General features: G+C 62.6%; 17 protein-coding genes. 4 read left to right on the top strand and 13 right to left on the bottom strand.

The window, feature by feature from the left end:
* The 3 genes from NKJ90_RS32010 to NKJ90_RS32000 all read left to right on the top strand — a co-directional run.
* On the top strand, nt 1-197 hold a 197-nt coding region (locus NKJ90_RS32010), incomplete at its 5' end, for a hypothetical protein (RefSeq protein ID WP_352487652.1).
* 752 nt (nt 198-949) lie between these two features.
* A complete protein-coding gene (locus NKJ90_RS32005; protein WP_352487651.1) occupies nt 950-1327 on the top strand; it encodes a DUF2934 domain-containing protein in 378 nt (125 codons plus the stop codon).
* Nucleotides 1328-1926: 599 nt separating this feature from the next.
* Nucleotides 1927-2127 carry a helix-turn-helix domain-containing protein gene (locus tag NKJ90_RS32000; protein ID WP_352487650.1) on the top strand — a complete coding sequence of 67 codons (201 nt, stop codon included), beginning with the start codon at nt 1927-1929 and terminating at the stop codon, nt 2125-2127.
* A gap of 344 nt (nt 2128-2471) precedes the next feature.
* Here the strand turns inward: NKJ90_RS32000 and NKJ90_RS31995 are convergent, their stop codons facing one another.
* The 8 genes from NKJ90_RS31995 to NKJ90_RS31960 form a co-directional block, all read right to left on the bottom strand.
* Complete coding sequence (locus NKJ90_RS31995) at nt 2472-4565, bottom strand: ABC transporter permease (protein WP_352487649.1); 2094 nt, start codon at nt 4563-4565, stop codon at nt 2472-2474.
* Nucleotides 4562-5623: a quaternary amine ABC transporter ATP-binding protein gene (locus NKJ90_RS31990; RefSeq protein WP_352487648.1), complete on the bottom strand. Its 1062-nt coding sequence runs from the start codon at nt 5621-5623 to the stop codon at nt 4562-4564. The genes NKJ90_RS31995 and NKJ90_RS31990 overlap by 4 nt, the downstream gene beginning before the upstream one ends.
* Before the next feature lie 97 nt (nt 5624-5720).
* The gene (locus NKJ90_RS31985; RefSeq protein ID WP_352487647.1) at nt 5721-6659 is read right to left on the bottom strand and encodes an ABC transporter substrate-binding protein; all 939 of its coding nucleotides are present in this window, start codon (nt 6657-6659) and stop codon (nt 5721-5723) included.
* A gap of 80 nt (nt 6660-6739) precedes the next feature.
* Nucleotides 6740-7567, bottom strand: a complete 828-nt coding sequence (locus NKJ90_RS31980) for an SDR family NAD(P)-dependent oxidoreductase (RefSeq protein ID WP_352487646.1) — start codon at nt 7565-7567, stop codon at nt 6740-6742.
* 57 nt (nt 7568-7624) lie between these two features.
* Nucleotides 7625-8395, bottom strand: a complete 771-nt coding sequence (locus NKJ90_RS31975) for a glucose 1-dehydrogenase (protein ID WP_352487645.1) — start codon at nt 8393-8395, stop codon at nt 7625-7627.
* A gap of 4 nt (nt 8396-8399) precedes the next feature.
* The gene (locus NKJ90_RS31970; RefSeq protein ID WP_352487644.1) at nt 8400-8894 is read right to left on the bottom strand and encodes an acetone carboxylase subunit gamma; all 495 of its coding nucleotides are present in this window, start codon (nt 8892-8894) and stop codon (nt 8400-8402) included.
* Complete coding sequence (locus NKJ90_RS31965; protein WP_352487643.1) at nt 8891-11095, bottom strand: hydantoinase B/oxoprolinase family protein; 2205 nt, start codon at nt 11093-11095, stop codon at nt 8891-8893. The genes NKJ90_RS31970 and NKJ90_RS31965 overlap by 4 nt, the downstream gene beginning before the upstream one ends.
* 13 nt (nt 11096-11108) lie before the next feature.
* Entirely contained in the window at nt 11109-13238 is a 2130-nt protein-coding gene (locus NKJ90_RS31960; RefSeq protein WP_352487653.1) for a hydantoinase/oxoprolinase family protein, read from the bottom strand.
* Nucleotides 13239-13398: 160 nt separating this feature from the next.
* On the opposite strand from NKJ90_RS31960, the gene NKJ90_RS31955 reads away from it, so the two are divergent.
* A complete protein-coding gene (locus NKJ90_RS31955; RefSeq protein ID WP_352487642.1) occupies nt 13399-14181 on the top strand; it encodes a helix-turn-helix transcriptional regulator in 783 nt (260 codons plus the stop codon).
* Between the two features lie 535 nt (nt 14182-14716).
* Here NKJ90_RS31955 and NKJ90_RS31950 read toward each other — a convergent pair.
* The 5 genes from NKJ90_RS31950 to NKJ90_RS31930 all read right to left on the bottom strand — a co-directional run.
* Complete coding sequence (locus NKJ90_RS31950; protein ID WP_352487641.1) at nt 14717-15571, bottom strand: sugar phosphate isomerase/epimerase family protein; 855 nt, start codon at nt 15569-15571, stop codon at nt 14717-14719.
* A 3-nt stretch (nt 15572-15574) separates the two neighbouring features.
* Nucleotides 15575-16351, bottom strand: coding sequence for an ATP-binding cassette domain-containing protein (locus tag NKJ90_RS31945; protein ID WP_352487640.1), 777 nt, complete (start codon nt 16349-16351; stop codon nt 15575-15577).
* Nucleotides 16348-17340: an ABC transporter permease gene (locus NKJ90_RS31940; RefSeq protein WP_352487639.1), complete on the bottom strand. Its 993-nt coding sequence runs from the start codon at nt 17338-17340 to the stop codon at nt 16348-16350. Before NKJ90_RS31940 ends, NKJ90_RS31945 begins: the two co-directional genes overlap by 4 nt.
* A 64-nt stretch (nt 17341-17404) precedes the next feature.
* Nucleotides 17405-18394 carry a sugar ABC transporter substrate-binding protein gene (locus tag NKJ90_RS31935; protein ID WP_352487638.1) on the bottom strand — a complete coding sequence of 330 codons (990 nt, stop codon included), beginning with the start codon at nt 18392-18394 and terminating at the stop codon, nt 17405-17407.
* A 75-nt stretch (nt 18395-18469) separates the two neighbouring features.
* A partial coding sequence (locus NKJ90_RS31930) for a LacI family DNA-binding transcriptional regulator (protein WP_352487637.1) occupies nt 18470-19500 on the bottom strand: 1031 nt, incomplete at its 5' end.

The raw sequence follows: 19500 nt of genomic DNA, 5'->3' as shown, positions 1-19500 counted from the left end.
AGGCGATTGTCTGTTACCTCATCGACAACATTGGTAGCCCGAGCATTTCGATTTCTGAGGTCAGCCACACCGTGAGGAGAATGCTGCCGCTGTGCGAACTCACGGACTGGCAACTTGGCGATCTCATTGCGCGAAGCGCGACCGATGCGGGATTTGCGATTAAATACGACGCGTCGGACCCAAACGTCGAGGCATAGCCTCTGACGAGCCATAATGTCGTCGCAGCGCTCGTCAACGCTGACTGAGAGATACACCGCTGCTACCCCTTGAGATACATCAAGGCGGTCGTTGCTTTGGGAAGCGGTCCTCATAAGGGACTGAAAAGCAATGCTTATCTGGAACTTTTGGCCCCGGTTCTATTTATCAAATTTGTCCGGCCCGGGGAGCCAATATGTTTGTCTAGTGCATTGTTTTCGTTGGGCTTGTAGAAGACGCAGACGGCCTTCCCCGCTTCTTCTCCTTTCGACGCGCGTTTCCATTCCCATCGTCCGACGTGTCGCGCTCGGAACCTATCCGCCTTACGCAGATTGAGTCTCGCACACTTTGCAGTGCGATAAACCTTTTGTGCATTGCACAATTTTTGATTTGCCATAACCTTAAACAGTCGGCCGTCTACTCCTCCCAGATGAGACCCGACAACCCGAAAGCGGTGCACCTCCTCCCGCACCGTCTTCGAGATCGAGCCCGCTGCCACCTCCTCCCGGCAGCGGGCTTTTTTATTGAATGGCCCGCAACAAAAAAGCCCTTGACCAGCAAGGCAGGCTCATTCCGCAGCCACGGAACCTACCGCCCGCGCGAGGGTTGAAGATGGTGGCGGCGAAGCGTCGTTTGTCCCTCAACGGCGATGTCGGATCAGTTCCTAATTCGCCGCCACACCAAAATCTCTATTCCGCGCCGGATCATTCCGAAGCACCCCGCGTTTAGGGGTAACCCGCACGGAGAAATCACGATGGGCGACGATCGGCACCAAAAAATTCAGCAACGAGCCTATGAAATCTGGGAACGCGAAGGACGGCTGCAGGGCGACCAAGACAGACATTGGCACACAGCCGCGCAAGAGATTGATCGCGAGGAGCAATTGCAGGTCGGCCAGGCGGTCACCGAACCAAGCTCTGTCGGAGCGACGGTGTTGTCGAGAAGAGCCAAGAAGCCGAAGCGTGGCGAAGCGCCCAGTTCAGACGTGCTGACCGTTGACGCGTTGGCAATGCGCACCGGTATAACGGCCGAACAAGCACAAGACCTGATCGATCGGCTTGGCAATGACCGGGCAGCAATTGAGGATGCCGCGCGGAGTTTGGCAACGGGTCAACAGAATTTCAGTAAATAGCGAAAGCGGGCTGTCGCGCTCTACCCAGCGCTAAGCGGGGCGGCTAAACCATCGTGTGCCCCGATAGTGCCTTCGATTAGGCTAGTAACACCCTCGCACAAGTGAGGCGCGGCTTGGCTATGGGTATTTATTAGCTGTCGGCCATCTACCCCTCCCAAGCGATGGCGGTACCAAGCTCACCCCCTTCCCCACGGCGAGCTTAAAGCCCGCTGCCACCTCCCTGGCAGCGGGTTTTTCCAACGCCCCAACAAAAGCCCGCCGAAGCGGGGTTCTGTCTGGCGGTGGGCTGGGGTCAGGCGTTCCAGCGCTTTTCATCCGCTTCGACAACGGGCTCCCTTTCGCGCCGTAGCGGCCTACCGACTCGACCACTCGAATGGGGCCTCCATCCAACAAACGCCGATTTGGCCTTTGTGCCTCCCGTCCGATTTGCCGCCCTTGCTGTCCGGTTCTACGATGACTGTGAGCAAGCACTTCCATTTGTCCCTTGGCAATGCACCTGATGCCGTGAACGAGCGTGAGAAGCAGTGCGCCAAATGCCCACGTGTGGCGCAAAGCTTAGTCGCTCGTGGCCGCTACCGATCATCGAAGGGATGTCGCTCATGGATCCAGTCAAATTCCTAACGCCGGACGAGGTCGCAGAACGCTATCGTGGGGAGATCTCTCCCGGCACACTAAGAAACTGGCGTTCAATGCGCGTCGGGCCGAGTTTCGTTAAGATGGGCAAGGCTGTTCTCTACCCTATTGCAGAGTTGGATGCCTGGGACGAACAGAACCGCGGTGCGTCAAAGCGACTCATTTGAGAGCTAGGATGATCAACGGTGATGGTTTCGTTTGCGCATCCACCACCGGGCCCCAGTTGGCAGCACCAGCGTGCAGGCGTCTGTAGAATTACTTAGTTTAATCAACCATTTATAAATTTGAGAAGCATTCTCCACAATGATCCCGCTCGGTACCCCACGGCCATTGCCGCTCCCGATCAGGCACGCGTGAATTCAAATTATCTATAGTATCAGCTGGTTGTGGGAATCTTCTCTGTAACGGCACGAAGGCGACGAACCACAGACGTCCTGTGGGCCGTATCTCTCGCTGAGGACGTTGGCAGATCGTTGAGAGAACGCGGTCATGGCAGGCTAGTAATCAAGAATCACAGATCCATTGTCGGCCCCGCTACCGCTGCTTGCACCAAGCGATCAGTGAGAATGGCCAGGAAGGCGATTGATAGCCCGGCGATCAGCCCCATGCCGGCATCCGCCTTGCCCAGCGCGACATAGACCTGCTGTCCGAGATCGCGCGTGCCGACCAGTGCCGCTATGGCTAGCATCGACAATGCCGCCATGATGGTCTGGTTGAGTCCCAGCATAACGACCGGCAAAGCCAGCGGCAGCTTCGCTTGGAGCAGGGTTTGCGCAGGCGTCGCCCCCATCTGCTCGACCGCCTCCATGACATCGGACCGCACATGCCGAAGCCCGTGCTCGACATAGCGGATGGGCGGCACGATGGCGTAGAGCATGATTGCGATCAGCGCGGTGAACTCGCCGACCTTGAAGAACATCAACGCCGGGATGAGGAAGACAAATTGCGGCATGGTCTGCAGCGCGTCGCAGATCGGTTTCAGGGTACGCGAGACGGGCTCGCTGTGCGCGGCCCAGACGCCGAGAGCGCCGCCGATGACAAGGCATAGCAGCACCGCCAGGGTGCAGAGATAGAGGGACTGGACCAGCGCTCCCCACAGCCCGTTGACGAGGATCAGCACGAACCCGGCGGCGGCAAAAAGCGCCAGCCGAAGGCCCGCGACCTGAAAGGCGAGCAGGGCAATGCCGAGGATGAAAACCGGCCAGGGAAAGCCTAGAAAGCCCGTGTAGAGCAGCGCGCCGGCGACCAGCAGCGCCAGTGCCGGCCGCCAGTTGAAGCGATGCAGCAGCAAGGCGCAGGCGAGCAGGACGGCGACAGCATAGGTTGCGTCCGCGGTCGGCGAGAGCGTGACCCCCCAGATGGCGGGAACCGCAGCCCCCGATATGCCGATCCTGAGCGGTAGCAGCAGGCAATAGAGAACGCCGTTGCGTAGGCCGTCGAAGAACCAGGCATAGTCGCGCACGAGGCCCAGCAGCCATTGATTGATGCCGCCGACCTGCATGCGCAGCCCACTGGCCGGCAGCAAGGTTTCGTTCGGCCACAAGAGGCGTATGGCAATCGCCAGCACTGCGGCGAGGACCAGGACAATTGCCAGCCGGCGGCCGGTCATCCATGTCATGGCCGCCGTCGGCCCGGCCGGACGCGCCTTGGCAAAGCCGATGGTTAGCCGGTCGATGAGGATGGCGAGCAGCGCGATCACCAGGCCCGACAGGATGCTCTGGCCGAACTCGGCCTTGCGCATCGATGACAGCACCTCCCAGCCGATGTCCTCGAAGCCACCTATGATGGCGGCGACGATGACCATCGACAATGCGGCCATCGTCGTCTGGTTGAAGCCGACGAGGATCTGCGGCAACGCGGTCGGCACTTCGACATGCCAGAATTGCTGGCGGCGCGTGCAGCCGCTCATCAACCCGGCCTCACTGATATCGGAAGGCACGCGGTCAAGGCCGAGCATGGTGTTGCGCACCATCGGCGGCGTCGCATAGATGGCGCTGGCGATCAACCCGACCACCGGGCCGAAGCCGAATAGCAGCAGCAGCGGGATGAGATAGGCAAAGGCCGGCACGGTCTGCATCAGGTCAAGCGCGCCGAGCAGCATCGGGCGCAGGCCGGGCCTGGTGTGGCCGAGCACACCAAGCGCGAAGCCGAGCGCGGTGGAGATCGGCACGGCGAGCAGCACCAATGACAGCGTGCTCATGCTTTGCGGCCAATAGCCAGCAAAGAGTATGTAGGTCAAAGCCAGCAACGCAAAGACCGCCAGCCTGATGCCGCTTGATTTCAGCGCCAGCGCCGCGACCGCCAGTATTACCGCCGGCCATGGCAGCCAGACCAGGACGAGACGGGCGCCTCGCATCGGCGCTTCGAGCGCGGCGGAGAGGGCCCGGAATGCCGGCTGGACGACGGTCACGACAGCATCGGTGACCACGTTCACGCCTGCCGCGAGCGGCAAGGTCCACTCCTTGGGAAACGTCACCAGCCAGGGGAAATCGGTCTTGAGGGCGAGACACAGCGCGGTCAGCACGATCAGCGCGCACCATGGCAGAAGGGCCGGCTCGATTGCGACCCTCTGCGAGGATCGAAACGATGCGGCCGGTGCCGTCATGACCGGGTCCGCCTTGTGTGTTCCCGCTCCAGCACGGCAAGCACGGCGCCGGCGGTCAGCAGCGCCGGCGGGGGAGCGCCCTCGCCCGCCACGCTGAAAGCGCGAACGCCCGAGGCCAGCCTTGGAATGAGGTCCTCCAAGCTGGCATCGGCAGCGACGCTTTCTTCGGGCACCGCTGCTCCTTCCAGCGGCGTCGCGAGATCGCCGGCCCTGATGACGCGCAGCAGTGGCATGTCCTCGGTGAACTGCGCGACATAGTCGTCGGCCGGGTTGAGCACGATGTCTGCCGGGCGGCCGATCTGGACGATCTTGCCGGCGCGCATGATGGCCAGCTGGTCGGCCAGCCGGAAGGCTTCGGCCATGTCGTGGGTGATGAAGACAATGGTCTTCTTCAGCATGCGCTGCAGGCGCAGGAACTCGTCCTGCATCTGCCGGCGGATGAGCGGATCGAGTGCGGAGAACGGCTCGTCGAGGAACCACAGTTCCGGGCCGACGGCGAGCGAGCGGGCGATGCCGACACGCTGCTGCTGGCCGCCTGAAAGCTGATGTGGAAACGACGCCTCGCGGCCTTCGAGACCGACCAGCGCAATCATCTCGCGGGCGCGGGCTTCGCGTTCCTTCACCGGTTTGCCCTGGATCTTCAGCGGAAACGCCACATTGCCGAGAATGGTGAGATGCGGCAGCAGGCCGAAATTCTGGAACACCATGCCCATGGCGTGGCGGCGCAGTTCGATAAGCTCCTTGCCGGTGGCCTTGAGCAGGTCCTGGCCATCGAGCAGGATTTCGCCGGCGCTCGGCTCGACCAGTCGCGACAGGCAGCGCACCAGCGTCGACTTGCCGGAGCCGGAGAGCCCCATGATCACGAAGATCTCGCCGGTCACGACCTCGAAAGTGGCGTCGACCACCGCTGGCAGATGCGCCTCCGAACGCAACCGCTCGGCCAGCGCGTCCGGCTCGATGATGTAGCCGCGTGAATCGAAATAGTAGGCGGGGCGCCGCCCATAGACCTTCCAAACATTGCGACAGGCCAGCTTGATTGATGGGGCGGCGGCGTTCATTGCGTGAAGCCCTCGTGCGGCCAGAACCCGGCCACGCATCGATGCGAAGCCGGGTTGGCAAATCGACTACCGCCCAAGTGGCGGGACATCAAGGCGTCTATCCCTTGGCAGCGGCGATCCAAGGCTTCCAGACGGCCTCGTTCTTGCCGACCCATTCCTTGACGACAGCGTCGAGATCCTTGCCGTCCTTGTCGACGGCGAGCATCATCTTCTGCTGTTCGGTGGCGTCCATCTTGAAGGCCTTGAGGAAGGCATAGGCGGCGGGCCATTTTGCGCCGAAACCCGACCAGACGATCTTGTCAACATCAGGCGGGGTGATGCAATGCTCATTGGTCTGTTCCTTGCACGGCGGCATGGTGATCCAGCCAACGTCGTTTTCGGCGAGCGCATAGTGCGGGCCCCAGAACATCATGACCAGCGGAGACTTGGCCGCCTCGGCGGATTCAAGCTCGGCGACCAATGCGCCTTCGGACCCTGCCGGAACGGCGGTATAAGGCATGTTGTTGTCGGCCAGGATGGTCGCGGCGCGCGAGCCCCAGTCGGCCGGATAGTCGAGGAAGCGTCCGTTGGGCGCCGTTTCGGGCGTCGACAGCGCCTGCACGCATTCGGGCTTGGTCAGTGCCGACCAGTCGGGCAGACCCGGGCAGACCGTTTCCATGAATTTCGGATAGATCCAGCCTTCGCGCGTTTCGAGGTCGAGCTTGCCGATGTCCTCGATCTTCTTTTCGGCCAGCACCTTTGGATAGATATCGCCGACATTGTTCAGCCATATCTCGACCGACGCGCTGAGCGAGCCGTCGGCAAGGCCGGAGAATTGCGGGAAGTTGCCGGCGGTGACGTATTCGACCTTGTAGCCGATCTTTTGGAGCAACTGGCCGGCGATGTGGGTGGATACGTGGGCACCGGTCCATTCGAGCATGGCGAGCTTGATCGGCTCGTCCTTGGCGCCGAGTTCGGCGGTTCGCCCTTGAGTGTTGGCTGCAAGCAGCAGCGCCAGCCCGATGCCGGCGCCTTTCAAGACATTGGTCCTTTTCATATCAGTTCCCCTGTCGGTTGGACTTTTCCTTGTCTTATGCGGGCCTCTCCCATGAAGGCCGCAACCATCCGCCGAGAACGCTACCACAACGCTCCGCCGGTGATCTGTATGTTTTCCATGGTGATGCCCTTGGCCAGATCCGAGCACAGGAAGACGGCCAAAGCCGCGATCTCCTGCGGCTGCAGCATGCGCTGCTGCGGGTTGCCCCTGGCGATTTCAGCCATCGCTTCCTCCGCCGTGCGCCCCTTGCCCTCGCGCTCGACGACCTGCGCCACATTGCGGCGCATCAGTTCGGTCTCGACCCAGGTCGGGCTGATCATGACGCAGGTCACGCCATGTGCCGCGCCCTCCAGCGCCACACAGCGGGTCAGGCCGAGAAGTCCGGCCTTTGAGGCGCAGTAGGCTGGGTTGTCCTTCCAGCCGACGGAAGCCGCCGTCGAGCCGATGTTGACGATGCGCCCCCAGCCGCGCCGGATCATGCCGGGCAGCACCGCGCGGGTGGTGCGGAAAGCGCCGGTAAGGTTGGTGTCGACGATCTTGTCCCACAGCGCATCGGAATGGCCGCAGACAGGTTGCTCGACCGTGGTGCCGGCGGCGTTGACCAGAATGTCGGCGGGGCCGACAGCGGCCTCGGCTTCCGCCGCGAAGCGATTGGTGAGGTCGCTGTCGCGCACGTCGAGATGGGCGGCGTGAACCTTGGTGCCATGGGCCAAAAGGGCTGAACGCACGCGCTCGATCTCGTCCGCATCCGGATAATAAGCGGCATCGGATTTATCAGTGCCAGCGGGCGCGATGTAGGAGCCGACGGCAACATTGGCGCCGGCCTCGGCTAGCGCCGTGGCGATGGCGAAACCCACGCCCGAAAACCCGCCGGTGACGATCGCGCTGCGGCCAAAAAGGTTTTTCATCAGGCGTGGTCTCCGAACAGTTTGGTGCGGGCAGACAGGCCCGAAAAGGGTTGAGATTCACACGGCAAGATAGCCTCCATCGACGACCATCTCGGAGCCGGTGACGAATTTGGATTCTTCCGAGGCGAGGTAGAGAACCATGTAGGCGATGTCGTTGGGCTCGCCGAGGAACCCGATCGGGTGGCGGGCGAGCGCCTTGGCCTTCTCCTGGTCGAGCGTGCCGAGATCGCGCAGATAGTTTTCGGTCTGAGGCGTCCAGATGTAGCCGGGATGGATGGAATTGCAGCGGATACCGTAGCGCTTTTCGGCGCAGTGGACGGCCACCGCCTTGGTCAGTGTCCGCACGCCGCCCTTGGAGGCGCAATAGGCGGCAAGATCGGCCTCGCCGATGATGCCGTCGATGGAGGACAGGTTGATGATCGAGCCGCCGCCCGATTGCTTCATCAGGGCGATGCCTTGCTGGCAACCGAAGAAGACGCCGTCGAGATTGACGGCCATGGTGCGCCGCCACTCCTGCAGCGTGGTGTCCTCGATGTTCCTGGCGATGGCGATGCCGGCATTGTTGACCAGCACATCGAGTCGCCCAAATTGCTTCGTCACCGCCGCCATCACCAGCGGCCATTCGTCGGGGTTTGAAACGTCGTGGCGAAGCGAGAGGCTTTCGCCGCCGTTCTGAGCAATCAGATCGGCCGTCTCGCCAGCGGCCTTCTCATCGATGTCGGTGACGACGAGCCTGGCTCCCTCCGCTGCAAGCAGCAACGCAGCCGCCCGCCCGAGGCCCATTCCGGCCCCGGTGACGAGTGCTACCTTGCCTGCGACGCGGTTCACAACATCAGCTTCCTTCGAGTGGTTTGCCCAGCCATTCGCGATAGAAACCTTCGAGGTCGGGTTCGAAATCATGGACGATCGGATAGCCGGGCGCCGCCGCCTCGACCTCGTGCAACGTGCCGCACTCAGGGCAGATGAATTCGCGGATCTCCATCCATTGGGGATCGGGAAGGTCGCTGTTCGGATAGATCTCGCGCAACGCCTCCTCGGTGTTGCGGACGTTGATCGCTGCGTTCAGCTTCCAGTTCCTGCGGTAGTCGCCGAAGGAATGGCCGCACTCGCAGCGGGTTATCCGCTCGTCACCACTTTGGCAGATGAATAGATGATCCGAGACCGGCAGCAGGATCGGATCCTTCCACGCAACGCGGTCCTGATAGACGGCGACCATCTTAAAGAAGCGATCATCGTCCTTGTAGGCGCTCATGATGCGCCTTGTCTGCGGCCAGGGCAGTTGGCCGGCAGCCAGATCGCGGATGACTTCCTTGCTATACGAGGTCATGGCTTTGCTCCCGGCATGAAGATGGATCTGGCATCGACGTTCCAGAAATCACTGAATTCCTTGGTGAAGCGCGACGAAAGCTTGATCGCGCTGGCATACATTTTCTTCACCTCCGGTGCGAAGTCGGCCTTCTCGACACGGCAGCGCTCCTTGGCGATCCAGGCTGAAACCGGGATCGCCTTGGCCAGACGCTCCTTGCGCATGGCGGCGCGGCGCTTGACGGTGGCGTCGATATCGGCAACCGGATAACCGTCGGCGTCGTCGTTCAGCACGATGCCGAAAACCTGGTCTGCCGCCTCACGGGTGAGAAAACCATTCTCGACGTCCCATGCGGTCTTGATCGGATCGCGCTCCAGCACATCGCCATAGCCGCCGCCGCCATTATAGGAATGGCTGAAGATATCGCCTTCCTTGTGCGGGGCAGTGATATACGGCCCTTCGACCACGAAATGATCGCCGCCAATGTGCTTCTCGTAATCCGAGACATGCGGATCAATACCCGGCGCATGCGCCAACGGTTCGCCCTTGGCGGCCAGCTCGTGAATGTTGGAATTGCGCACCGCGCGATGCTTCTGGCAGGTTGGCGCCGGATAGCCGCCGCACAGGCCGCCATTGTCGAACACTCTTGAGGAGTGCTCCGAGGTGTGCAGGCGAAGATGCGAGGTCTTGTTGATCAGCCAGGTCGAGACGAAGGAACAGCCGCCGCGATATTTTCCGGCGCCGCCGGAATTCGGCACGATCGAGCGGCCGATATAGACCATCGGCATCGACTGCTCCCAGACCTCGATGTTGCCCATGTCGGATTCCGGATTCCAGCCGACATAGGCGGTGTCGAGACCGTCCTTGATGGCGAGCGCGCCGGAACCGGCGGCGGCGCATTCGAAATGCGCCATGCCGAACGGTGTGCCGTATTGGCTCTCGCCACCCATCTCGATCATCGGGCTGTTGACCTGGCCGACGAAGGCTTCCTCGACGAAACCACGGGCGACGAAGCTGCGCGACAGCAGCCGCTGGAACACGCCGTAAGCCGGCAGCAGCAGCGCCCATGATGTGGCTGTCGCCACCATCTCGTTGTCGGGATTGGTCCAGGTGCCGTGCGGCAATTTCAGTTCGGTCGCCATCCAGGCGCCGTCATTGACCAGGCCCTCGAAATTCATGTGCTGGGTCAAGGTGACGAACATGCCGCCATCCATGCCGGCCGGCGTGCAGTTCATCGAATGGTAGCCCCAGGGCTGGGTGCCCTCGAAGTCCATGGTGATCTTGCCGTCGGTGGTGATCTCCATCTCGATCGGGATGTTGTAGAGCCAGTCCGGATCGCCGAGCAGCTGGAAGCCGGGCTTGCCTGATGTGACGTGGCCATAGAAGGTGTGGCCGCGATAGATGCCGGGCACGGTAAGCTGGCGGGTACGGGCGAGCTGGGCGCGGCGGCCCTCCTCGATGAACTCCTTCGACACTTTCATCCAGTAGTCGAGGCCGATCTCGGAGATCAGCTGCTTGACGCTTTCGCGCATGTCGATGCAGGAGGCGACCTTGGCCTTCTCATCCAGCACCCAGTAGATCGGCATGCGCAGATTGCGCTCGCAGCGGATGACGTAGTCGCGGCGGATCTCGTCATTCTCGCCGATCTTCTCGGCGCAGACGAACAGGCCTTCGGTGAAGCGCTCCTGCGCGAGACACACGTCGCCGCCCGGCGTGATGCCGCCGGCTTCCAGCTCGTGGCAGACAGCGCCGGCCCAGCCGACCAGCGTGCCTTCATGGAAGATCGGCACCACGTCCATCACGTCCGGCACCTGCACGGTGCCGATGAAAGCGTCATTGTTGGCGAAGATGTCGCCTTCACGGATGCGTGGATTTTCCTCGTAGTTGTTCTTGATCATCCATTTGATGAAGCGGCTCATCGTGTGGACATGCACCATAATGCCGTTGGAGAGCGCGATGGCGTCGCCCTCGGGCGTGTAGATGGCGACCACCATTTCGCCGACTTCGCGCACGCCGGGCGAGGCCGAGATGCGGCGGGCCATCTCGCGTGCCGAGACACAATAGGCGCGCAGCTTTGTATGCAGCGTCTCGAATTTCAGCGGATCCTGGTTGCGCAGTGAGAGCTCGGTGATGCCGTCATAGCAGCCGGTCTCTTCCATCAACCGTTCGGAATCGAGCAGCCTTTCGCGAAGGCGCAGGGCCGAGGCAGGTTTGTCCAACATGGCGGTCGCCCTCTCAAGCGTGGGTGTAGTGCAGCAGCGTCCATTCATCGACATGGACGCGGTCCTGCGGATGAACGACGAGCGTGGTGGCGGGATGTTCGATGATGGCCGGGCCGATCACTTCATGGCCGGGCTGAAGCAAATCCATTTCGTAGAGATTGGCCTTGTGCCAGCGCCCGGCGATATAGGCCTCGCGCATGCCCTTGTGGGCGGCTGCCGGATTGGAGGCGCCGAGCGGCCGCTTGAGCAGCACCGGCTTGACCTTGTCGGCGGTGGCGATCAGGCCGAGCTCGGTGATGGTGAAGCCAGCTTCGCCGTAGCGCGACACGCGATGGTTGACCTTGGCATAGACCGCCTCGAACTCGTCGATGACCTTGCGCATTTCATCGGCCGAATTGACCTCGGGAAGCGGCGCCATGACTTCGACGTCCTCGAGCTGGCCAGTGTAGCGCATCATCAGGAACGGCACCGTCCTGATCTTCTCGCGCGCGTGGCCGTCGGCGATCATTTCGTCCACCGCGGCCTTGGTCAGGTCGTTCCAGACCGTCGTGACCCTGGCGCCATAAGCGGCCAACGTCGCCTCGTCGGCACGCGAGGGAATATCGTGCTGCGTCGACACCGAATGACGGCGCATGAAATCGGCCGTGGTGCAGCCGAAGGCGGAGAAGGCGGCGGCAAACTGAAAGGTGATGATGTCCTTGAAGCCGATTCCCCTGGAGCAACCGGCCAGATGCAGTGGGCCGGAGCCGCCATAGGAGAGCAGCGTGAACTCCGAAGGATGGATGCCTTGGCCTGAAATGACGCGGCGCAGCGCGTTGTTGGCATCGGATTCAAGCATGTCGATCATGCCTTCGGCGGCTTCCTCCAGCCCGACGCCCAATATGTCGGAGCATTTCTCCTGGAAGGCTTTGCGGGCCTTCTCGACCTGCAGCACGACCTTGCCGCCGAGGAAATAGTGCGGGTTGAGGCGGCCGAGGATGGCGTCGCAGTCGGCGATGGTGGGCTCGGTGCCGCCGCGATCGAAACAGATCGGGCCGGGATCGGAGCCGGCACTTTCCGGCCCGAGCGAGACCTTCTTGGTCAGCGGGTCGACCTTGAGGATCATGCCGGCGCCCGCACCAATGGTGTCCAGATGCAGCGTCGGCACGTTGAGCTTGAAACGGTCCATCAGCGGCTCGTTCTCGATCCGCGTCTGGCCGCGCGTGATGACGCCCATGTCGAAGGAGGTGCCGCCCATGTCCGAGCAGATCAGCGAATCATTGCCGATCAGCTTGCCGACATAGGCAGCGCCGAGGATGCCGCCGATCGGGCCGGAGATCATGGTTTCGTGCAGGCGCGGATGGTTGATCGAGGTCAGGCCACCGAACGACAGCAAAGTCTGGACGCCGTATTTGAAGCCGTATTTCTTCGAGACGTCCTCGATCCCCTTGAGCTGCTCGCGGCCGCGCGAGGTCGCGTAGGCCTCGATCAGCACCGAGTTCAGCCGCGACTGCTCGCGGATGACCGGGCGGACCTCGTGGCTGGTGTAGACGGTGACGTCGGCACCGGCCTTCTGGACCTCTTCGCGGCAGATCTCGGCGATGCGCTTCTCGTGCACCGGATTGACGTGCGAGAAGATCGTCATGATGCAGATCGCTTCGACCTTGTCGGCGATCAGCTTCTTGGCGGCGGCGGAAACCTCATGCTCGTAGAGCGGCAGCACGATATCGCCGAACTGGTCGATGCGCTCGGTGACGCCATGGGTGCGGCGGCGCGGCACCAGCGGATCGGGATGATGATGGGTCACCGCATGCAGGCGGTCGGCATAGGAATAGTCGGCCCAGGCCTGCAGGCCGCGGCCCATCAGGATCATGTCCTCGAGGCCCTTGGTGGTGATCAGACCAAGCCGGCGGCCGGTGCGCGACAACAGCGTGTTGAGCATGCCGGTGCCGGAATAGAGCACGACATTGACGCCGGAAAACAGCGATTCCAGCGAAATGCCCCATGCATCGGCCGCGTCCTCCGCGGAGGCCAGGAACCCCTCGGCTTCGTTCTTCGGCGTGGTTGCCGATTTGCCGATCTTGAAGTGGCCGTCCTGATCGACAAGGATCGTGTCGGTCATGGTGCCGCCGGCGTCGATACCGATGACGATTGGATTGCCGATGATTGGCGGGTTGCCGACGATGGGGGCGGTGAGATTGGGATGGGTCACGGTCGCCTCGGGATCTGGTCTAGGTTGACGCTAGGCTAGATTCGACGGGCGGCCTCGCGCCATATGCCTAAAGACACAATGACGGCTGGGCTGACATCGCCGAGAAAAGGGCATGCGCATGGGCAATATCTGGGCGCCGCTCGCCAAAGCGATCGCCGCCACCGGCACGGACAGGCATGTCGACTGCCTGATCGATCTGATCGGCGCTGACATCGAGCACGACCTCGTCACCGTGACGCGCTATTCGGCGACCCAGACGCCGGAATTCGTCAAGCACCGGCGCTTCTCGGACGAAATGGTCCAGCGCTACCTCGCCAGCTATTATGTCTTCGATCCGTTCTATGCCTCGTGGCGGCGCGAGCGAAGGCTGGGCATCATGCCGCTGAAACGGCTCGCCGACGACGAGGCCAAGCGCGGCCAGTACATAGCCGGCTTCCTGGCACAGTCGGAAATCTGCGACGAGGTCGGCATCATGCTGGCGGATGGCGGCGACTGGTGCCTCGGCATCTTCCTCGACCGCTCGACCACTTCATTCAAGGACAGCGAGATCTCACTTCTGAATGAGCGGCTGCCGGTGTTCGAGGCGTTGCATGCGCTCGACATCAAGGCACGCGGAACCGAATTCTCCCGCACGTCAGCGCCGACGGGCCCCGGCGCCTCACCCCGGCAAGAGCCGACCATCCCAGCCAGCCTGTGGCCGGAGTTGTCGTTGCGCGAGCGGGAGCTCGTCCAGCTGATCCTCGCCGGCCATCCGACGGCGAACATCGCCGAGCGCCTCGGCATCACAGTCGGCACGGTCAAGAACCATCGCCGGCGCATCTACGAAAAGCTCGACATCACCACCGAGCGGGAACTGTTTTTGCAGTTCTTCCAGCATCGGGAATCTGCGAACTGACATGCTGCCCCGGAGGTTGGAAAGGCGACGTTCATTTGAGCAGGAAGCGCCAATCGTTTGGAAAAAATGGCGCGAAGAGGACCCATCGTGTCTATATGGCACTTTAGCGACGGGATGTATCTCGATCAGACGGGCAAGCATCAAGCCGCTCGATCCAATGGGCTCGATGGTCTGCTGCAGCGACAATCGCAACTCAGTCCCTGGTCCGCGCGGATGATCCTGGCCGAAGTTGGCCCGCGTCACGGAGCCACGTCCGATCGCGTTTTTGGGGCGGACCAGGCTGGTACCAATCAGGACGTCACGGTACTGCGCAAGTGCGATCGTAGCGCCCTACCGACCCGAACCCTCGGACACTTTGCGAATTATTGGTGCACCCAATCGGATTCGGATTCGAGTCGGTGACTCGCTGCCCTCGGAGGACCCTTGCTCCGGCATCGAGCACTGAGAAGTAAACAGCGCGACGGGGGTGAGCTGCGCATTGTGCTTTGCCCACCGAAGGGCGCTCGACGCGGCGCGTGTGCAAGCCCGAAGGTAGTCAGCCCAACGTCAGTCCGGCCTGGCGCGCCGCATCGCGCAGGAATGGCAGCCCGACTTCGATGACCTCGCGCGGATCTTCCGCCACCGGACGCCACACCGCCAGTCCGCCGGCAATGTCGACATCGACATGGTTCATGCTTTCCAGCGTAATGGCGCCGGTGTAGCCGATGTCTGATATCGCCTTCATGCACGCCCGCCAGTTGAGCATGCCGCGCCCCGGCACACCGCGATTGGCCTCCGAGACATGGACGTAGCCGAGGAAGGGTGCCGCCGCGGCGAAGCCGGCGGCAAAGCTCTCCTCCTCGATATGCATGTGGTAGGTGTCGAGGTGGATGAAGACGTTGCCGGCGCCGACGCGCTCGATAATCCTTGCCGCATCGATGCCGCGGTTGATCAGATGTGTCTCGTAGCGGTTACAAGGCTCGATACCGAGCTTCAACCCATGCGCCTTGGCAGCCTTCGCCGCGCGCCCGAGGAATCGGCACATGCCGTCGATTTCTGCCGTGGTCGGCGCACGGCCCGAGGTCTTGCCGATCGTGCCATAGGTGACGCCGCCGAGCGCCGCGCTGCCGACCGCTTCGCAAACCCCGAAGGCCAGCTCGAGGAAAGCCAGCGCCTCATCCGGCCGCTCGACCACGTCGAGCGCGCGCGGCAGGCCGAGCGATGGTATGAGCTCGATACCCTGGCGTTCGGCGAAGGCGCGTGTCTGCTTGGTGTCAATCTCCTCGGGTCGCAGCAGCGGGATCTCGAGCAGGCCGATGCCGAGTTCCTTCAGCCGCTCCATCTGTGGCTCGATCAGGTCAAGGTCCCAGACCGGAGCAATGGCGAAAGTATGCAATCCAAAAACATTCATCGGTCAGCCTCGTTGTTCGTGCGCCGCGGCGGCACCGGTATCGCCGCCGCCGACGATGCGGCTGACGACTTCGTTCATATTGGTCCTGGCTGTGACGAGATCGGCATCAGCCCGCCCGTGGCGCAGCACCACGATGCGGTCGGTGACCGAAAGCACGTCGTTCAGCCGGTGCGAGATCAGGATGACGGCGATGCCTTCCGACTTCAGCCGACGGATGAGATCGAGCACGCTCTGCACCTCGCGCACGGCGAGCGCCGCAGTCGGCTCGTCCATGATCACCAGTTTCGGATTGAAAGTCAGCGCCCGGGCGATCGCCACCGTCTGCTGCTGGCCGCCCGAGAACGAGCCGACCGAGCGGTTGATCGACGGCAAATGCGCCCCTAACCGCTCAATCATCTTTGCCGCCTGGCGGTCCATCTCTGCCTTGTCGACAAAGCCGGGAAACAGCCCGAACAGTTTTCTGGTCGGCTCGCGGCCCAGAAAGATGTTGGCTGCCACGTCCTGCTGCTTGGCCAGCGACAGATCCTGGTAGATCATCTCGATGCCGAGCTCGCGCCGCTGGCCGGGATCGAGCGGCTGGATGTCCTTGCCGTCGAGTTCGATCGATCCGGTATCGGCGCGGTAGATGCCTGTGATGGTCTTCATCAGCGTCGATTTGCCGGCCCCATTGTCGCCGACAAGGCCGACCACCTCGCCCGCTTCGACCGAGAGGTCGACGCCGTGCAGCACATCGACGGCGCCAAAACTCTTGCGGATGCCATGGAGGGTGAGAAGGGTCATACGCGTGACTCCTTCCGCACCTGATACTGGTCGATGAACACCGCAAGGATCAGCACGGCGCCGATCGCCATTTGCTGGTAATAGGATTGCACGGCAAGCAGCGTCAGCCCGTTCTGCAGCACGCCCATGATCAGCGCACCGATCATCGTGCCGAGGATCGAGGCGCGGCCGCCGAACAGATTGGTGCCGCCGATGATCGCCGCGGTGATCGCCGTCAACTCATAGTTGATGCCGGCGGTCGGGTCGCCGGCGTTGACGCGTGCCGTGAACAGAAGGCCGGCGAGACCGGCAAGCGCCCCGGACAGCGTATAGATGATGCGGCGATGGTGTTCGATGCGGATACCGGCGGCGCGCGCAGCGCCTTCGCTATCGCCGAGCGCCAGCGTGTGGCGGCCGAAGCGCGTGTATGCAAGCACGCAATGCGCGATGATAGCTGTGAGCACCAGCAGGATGACCGGCATTGGAATGCCAAACGGCCGCCCCTGACCGATATAGACGATCGCCGCAGGCAGCCCGTAGATCGCCCTGCCCTGCGAGATCACCAGCGCCAGACCGCGCGCCAGCCCAAGCATGCCGAGCGTGACGATGAAGGCTGGTACGAAGGCGCGAGTGACCAATTGCCCGTTGATATAACCCGCCAGCCCGCCGGCCACGATGCAAGCGGCGACCGCGAACACCGAAGGCCAGCCGAGGTTGACGGCAATGAATGCGCCCGCAACACCGGCAAGTCCCATGACCGAGCCGAGCGACAGATCAAGCCCGCCCGAGCCAATGACGAAGGTGGCGGCGATTGCCAGCACGCCGATCGTTGACGTCGCCAGCAGGATGTTGAGAAAATTGCTGAGCGACAGGAAGTACGGCGACAGCACCGCCATCGCCGCGCTCAGCGCCAGCAGCACCACCAGCGACTCCAGCCTTATATGGAGCCGTTCGACGGACGCACGCTGCACCCGAGCCCAGAACCCAGGCTGTGCCATTTCAGAAGCCATTTGCCTCACCTTTGAAAGAGGTGGCTGGCGCAGGCTAACCCCGCGCCAGCCCAGTCCGGGAGGACTATTTCACGTATTCGAGCATCGGCTCCTTGCCGGCATCGAGCACATCCTTGGTCAGCACCAGGGTTGGCACGGCGATGCTGTCCTCGACCTTGTCGCCCGCCAGCGCCTTCTTGACGTTTTCGACCGCCTGCTTGCCGACGAGGTAAGGCAGCTGTGCCACCGAGGCGTTGAGCCGCCCGTCCTTGATCGACTTCACCGCATCCGAATTGCCGTCGACGCCGATGATGGTCACCTGCGGCCCCTTGCCGGCGGCATAGACGGATTCGACCGCGCCCAGCGCCATGCCGTCATTGGCGCAGAAGATGGCAACGAGATCGGGATGCGCCGTCAGCGTATCAGTGGCGATCGAGGCCGCCTTGCCGCGGTCCCAGTCGCCCGGCAGCGACGCGACGATTTCCAACCCTGGTGCCAGCTCCTTGAGCTTGTCGGCAAAACCCTTGGCGCGCTTCTCGCCGGTGATGTTGCCCGAAAGGCCTTCGATCACCAGCACCGGGCCTTTGGCGTCCTTGCCTAGCTTGGAAACGAGATATTCGGCGCCTTGCGCGCCGGCCGCGACATTATCGGAGCCGATGTGGAAGGTGACTTTGATACCTTCCTTGTCGAGCACCGCCTGATCGAGATTGTTGTCGAGATCGACGATCTTGATGCCGGCATCCTGCGCGGTCTTCAGGCAAGGAAGCAGATTGGTCGAGTTGATGGCGGCGGTGATCATCGCCACCGGCTTGCGTTCGAGCATCGTGTTGCAGAGGTTGAGCTGCGGCTCGGCCGCCTGGTCGCTTTCGGCCGCTTGCTGGAAATATTTCACGCCAGCTTCCTTGGCGCCGTCCTCGACGCCCTTGCCCATTGCGCCCCAGAACGGATTGGCGAGCGTCTTCATCAGCACGCCGTATTCACCATCCTCCGCCTTGGCCGCGCTGATGGCGCAGAGCACCATCGCAACGCACAGAGCCAAGGTAAATCGATTTATCTTCATAACGAACGGTGTCATTTTTCATCCTCCGGTTGACGTCACGTGCCGCGAGCCAAGGCCAGGTGCAGCGCTACTGGTTGTCGACAATGGGGGCTATTGTCGGTCTCCTCCCCCGGAATGCGGGACGTTACCTGGCGAGCCAACGGATTCCCGCATCAAAACCTTGCAAGGTTCGAGCCGCGCGATCGGCGGCCCCTCCCCGCCCTCGATCCTGGCAAACAGCGCCTCCATGGCGTGGCCGGCGATCTGGCGCATCGGCTGCACCACGGCGGCGATGGCCGGCCATGTCACCTGCATCCATTCGGCGTCGTCGAAGCCGATCAGCGAAATGTCGTTGGGGCAGTGCCAGCCGCGGCGGCGAAATTCGGAGAGCGCCACCAGCGTGCCCTTGAGGAACAGCGAATAGACCGCTGTCGGGCGCTCTCCCTTTGCAAAATAGTCGCGCAACTGCGCCCTGAGCGGCTCGACATCGCTTTCGGCAAGCACGACGTCGATGCGCACATCCGGCGCCAGCGCCCGCGCGGTGGCGCGAAAGCCCTCGAGGCGGGCGCGCACGGTCGCCGCCTGTTCGCCAAGACCGACGACCAGAATGTGGCGGTGGCCCTTGCCGATCAGCTCGCACGCGACCTCAGCACTTGCGGCCGCGCTGTCGGCCGACACGGTGTCGAAGGCGTCGTCGGACAGCACGCGGTCGATCAGCACGCCGGTCATGCCGTTGGCCTTCATGAATGCGGCAGCCGGGCCATGCTCGTTGCGCACTGGCGCCAGCACCACGCCGGCAACTCGCCAGTCATGCATGCGGGCCAGGATCTCCGTTTCACGCACCTCGGATTCGCGGCTCGATGCCGCCACCAGCGTGTAGCCGCGCTGCTCGGCGTGGGTTTCGAGCTGAGTGATCATCTGGCCGAAGAACTCGCTTTCGAACTCGGGCATGATGGCGCCGATAATGCGGCGCTTGGCCCGGCGCATGTCGGAAGCCAGCGGATCGATGCGGTAGCCCAGCAGCTCGATGGCATCGAAGACGCGCTGCGCGTTCTCGGGCTTCACCGTGGTGACGCCGGCCATGACCTTGGAGACGGTGGCGGCCGACACGCCGGCGCGGCTTGCCACGTCGTGGATCGACG

Source organism: Mesorhizobium sp. M0051, from assembly GCF_040323235.1.
Classification (GTDB): Bacteria; Pseudomonadota; Alphaproteobacteria; order Rhizobiales; family Rhizobiaceae; genus Mesorhizobium.
This window is presented reverse-complemented; position numbering and strand designations above follow the sequence as displayed.

Coding starts and splice junctions, on each gene's coding strand:
- NKJ90_RS31980 (WP_352487646.1), bottom strand. CDS start 7,567: ATGAAAAACCTTTTTGGCCGCAGCGCGATCGTCACCGGCGGGTTTTCG.
- NKJ90_RS31940 (WP_352487639.1), bottom strand. CDS start 17,340: ATGGCTTCTGAAATGGCACAGCCTGGGTTCTGGGCTCGGGTGCAGCGT.
- NKJ90_RS31945 (WP_352487640.1), bottom strand. CDS start 16,351: ATGACCCTTCTCACCCTCCATGGCATCCGCAAGAGTTTTGGCGCCGTC.
- NKJ90_RS31990 (WP_352487648.1), bottom strand. CDS start 5,623: ATGAACGCCGCCGCCCCATCAATCAAGCTGGCCTGTCGCAATGTTTGG.
- NKJ90_RS31985 (WP_352487647.1), bottom strand. CDS start 6,659: ATGAAAAGGACCAATGTCTTGAAAGGCGCCGGCATCGGGCTGGCGCTG.
- NKJ90_RS31950 (WP_352487641.1), bottom strand. CDS start 15,571: ATGAATGTTTTTGGATTGCATACTTTCGCCATTGCTCCGGTCTGGGAC.
- NKJ90_RS31995 (WP_352487649.1), bottom strand. CDS start 4,565: ATGACGGCACCGGCCGCATCGTTTCGATCCTCGCAGAGGGTCGCAATC.
- NKJ90_RS32005 (WP_352487651.1), top strand. CDS start 950: ATGGGCGACGATCGGCACCAAAAAATTCAGCAACGAGCCTATGAAATC.
- NKJ90_RS31965 (WP_352487643.1), bottom strand. CDS start 11,095: ATGTTGGACAAACCTGCCTCGGCCCTGCGCCTTCGCGAAAGGCTGCTC.
- NKJ90_RS31935 (WP_352487638.1), bottom strand. CDS start 18,394: ATGACACCGTTCGTTATGAAGATAAATCGATTTACCTTGGCTCTGTGC.
- NKJ90_RS31955 (WP_352487642.1), top strand. CDS start 13,399: ATGCGCATGGGCAATATCTGGGCGCCGCTCGCCAAAGCGATCGCCGCC.
- NKJ90_RS31970 (WP_352487644.1), bottom strand. CDS start 8,894: ATGACCTCGTATAGCAAGGAAGTCATCCGCGATCTGGCTGCCGGCCAA.
- NKJ90_RS32000 (WP_352487650.1), top strand. CDS start 1,927: ATGGATCCAGTCAAATTCCTAACGCCGGACGAGGTCGCAGAACGCTAT.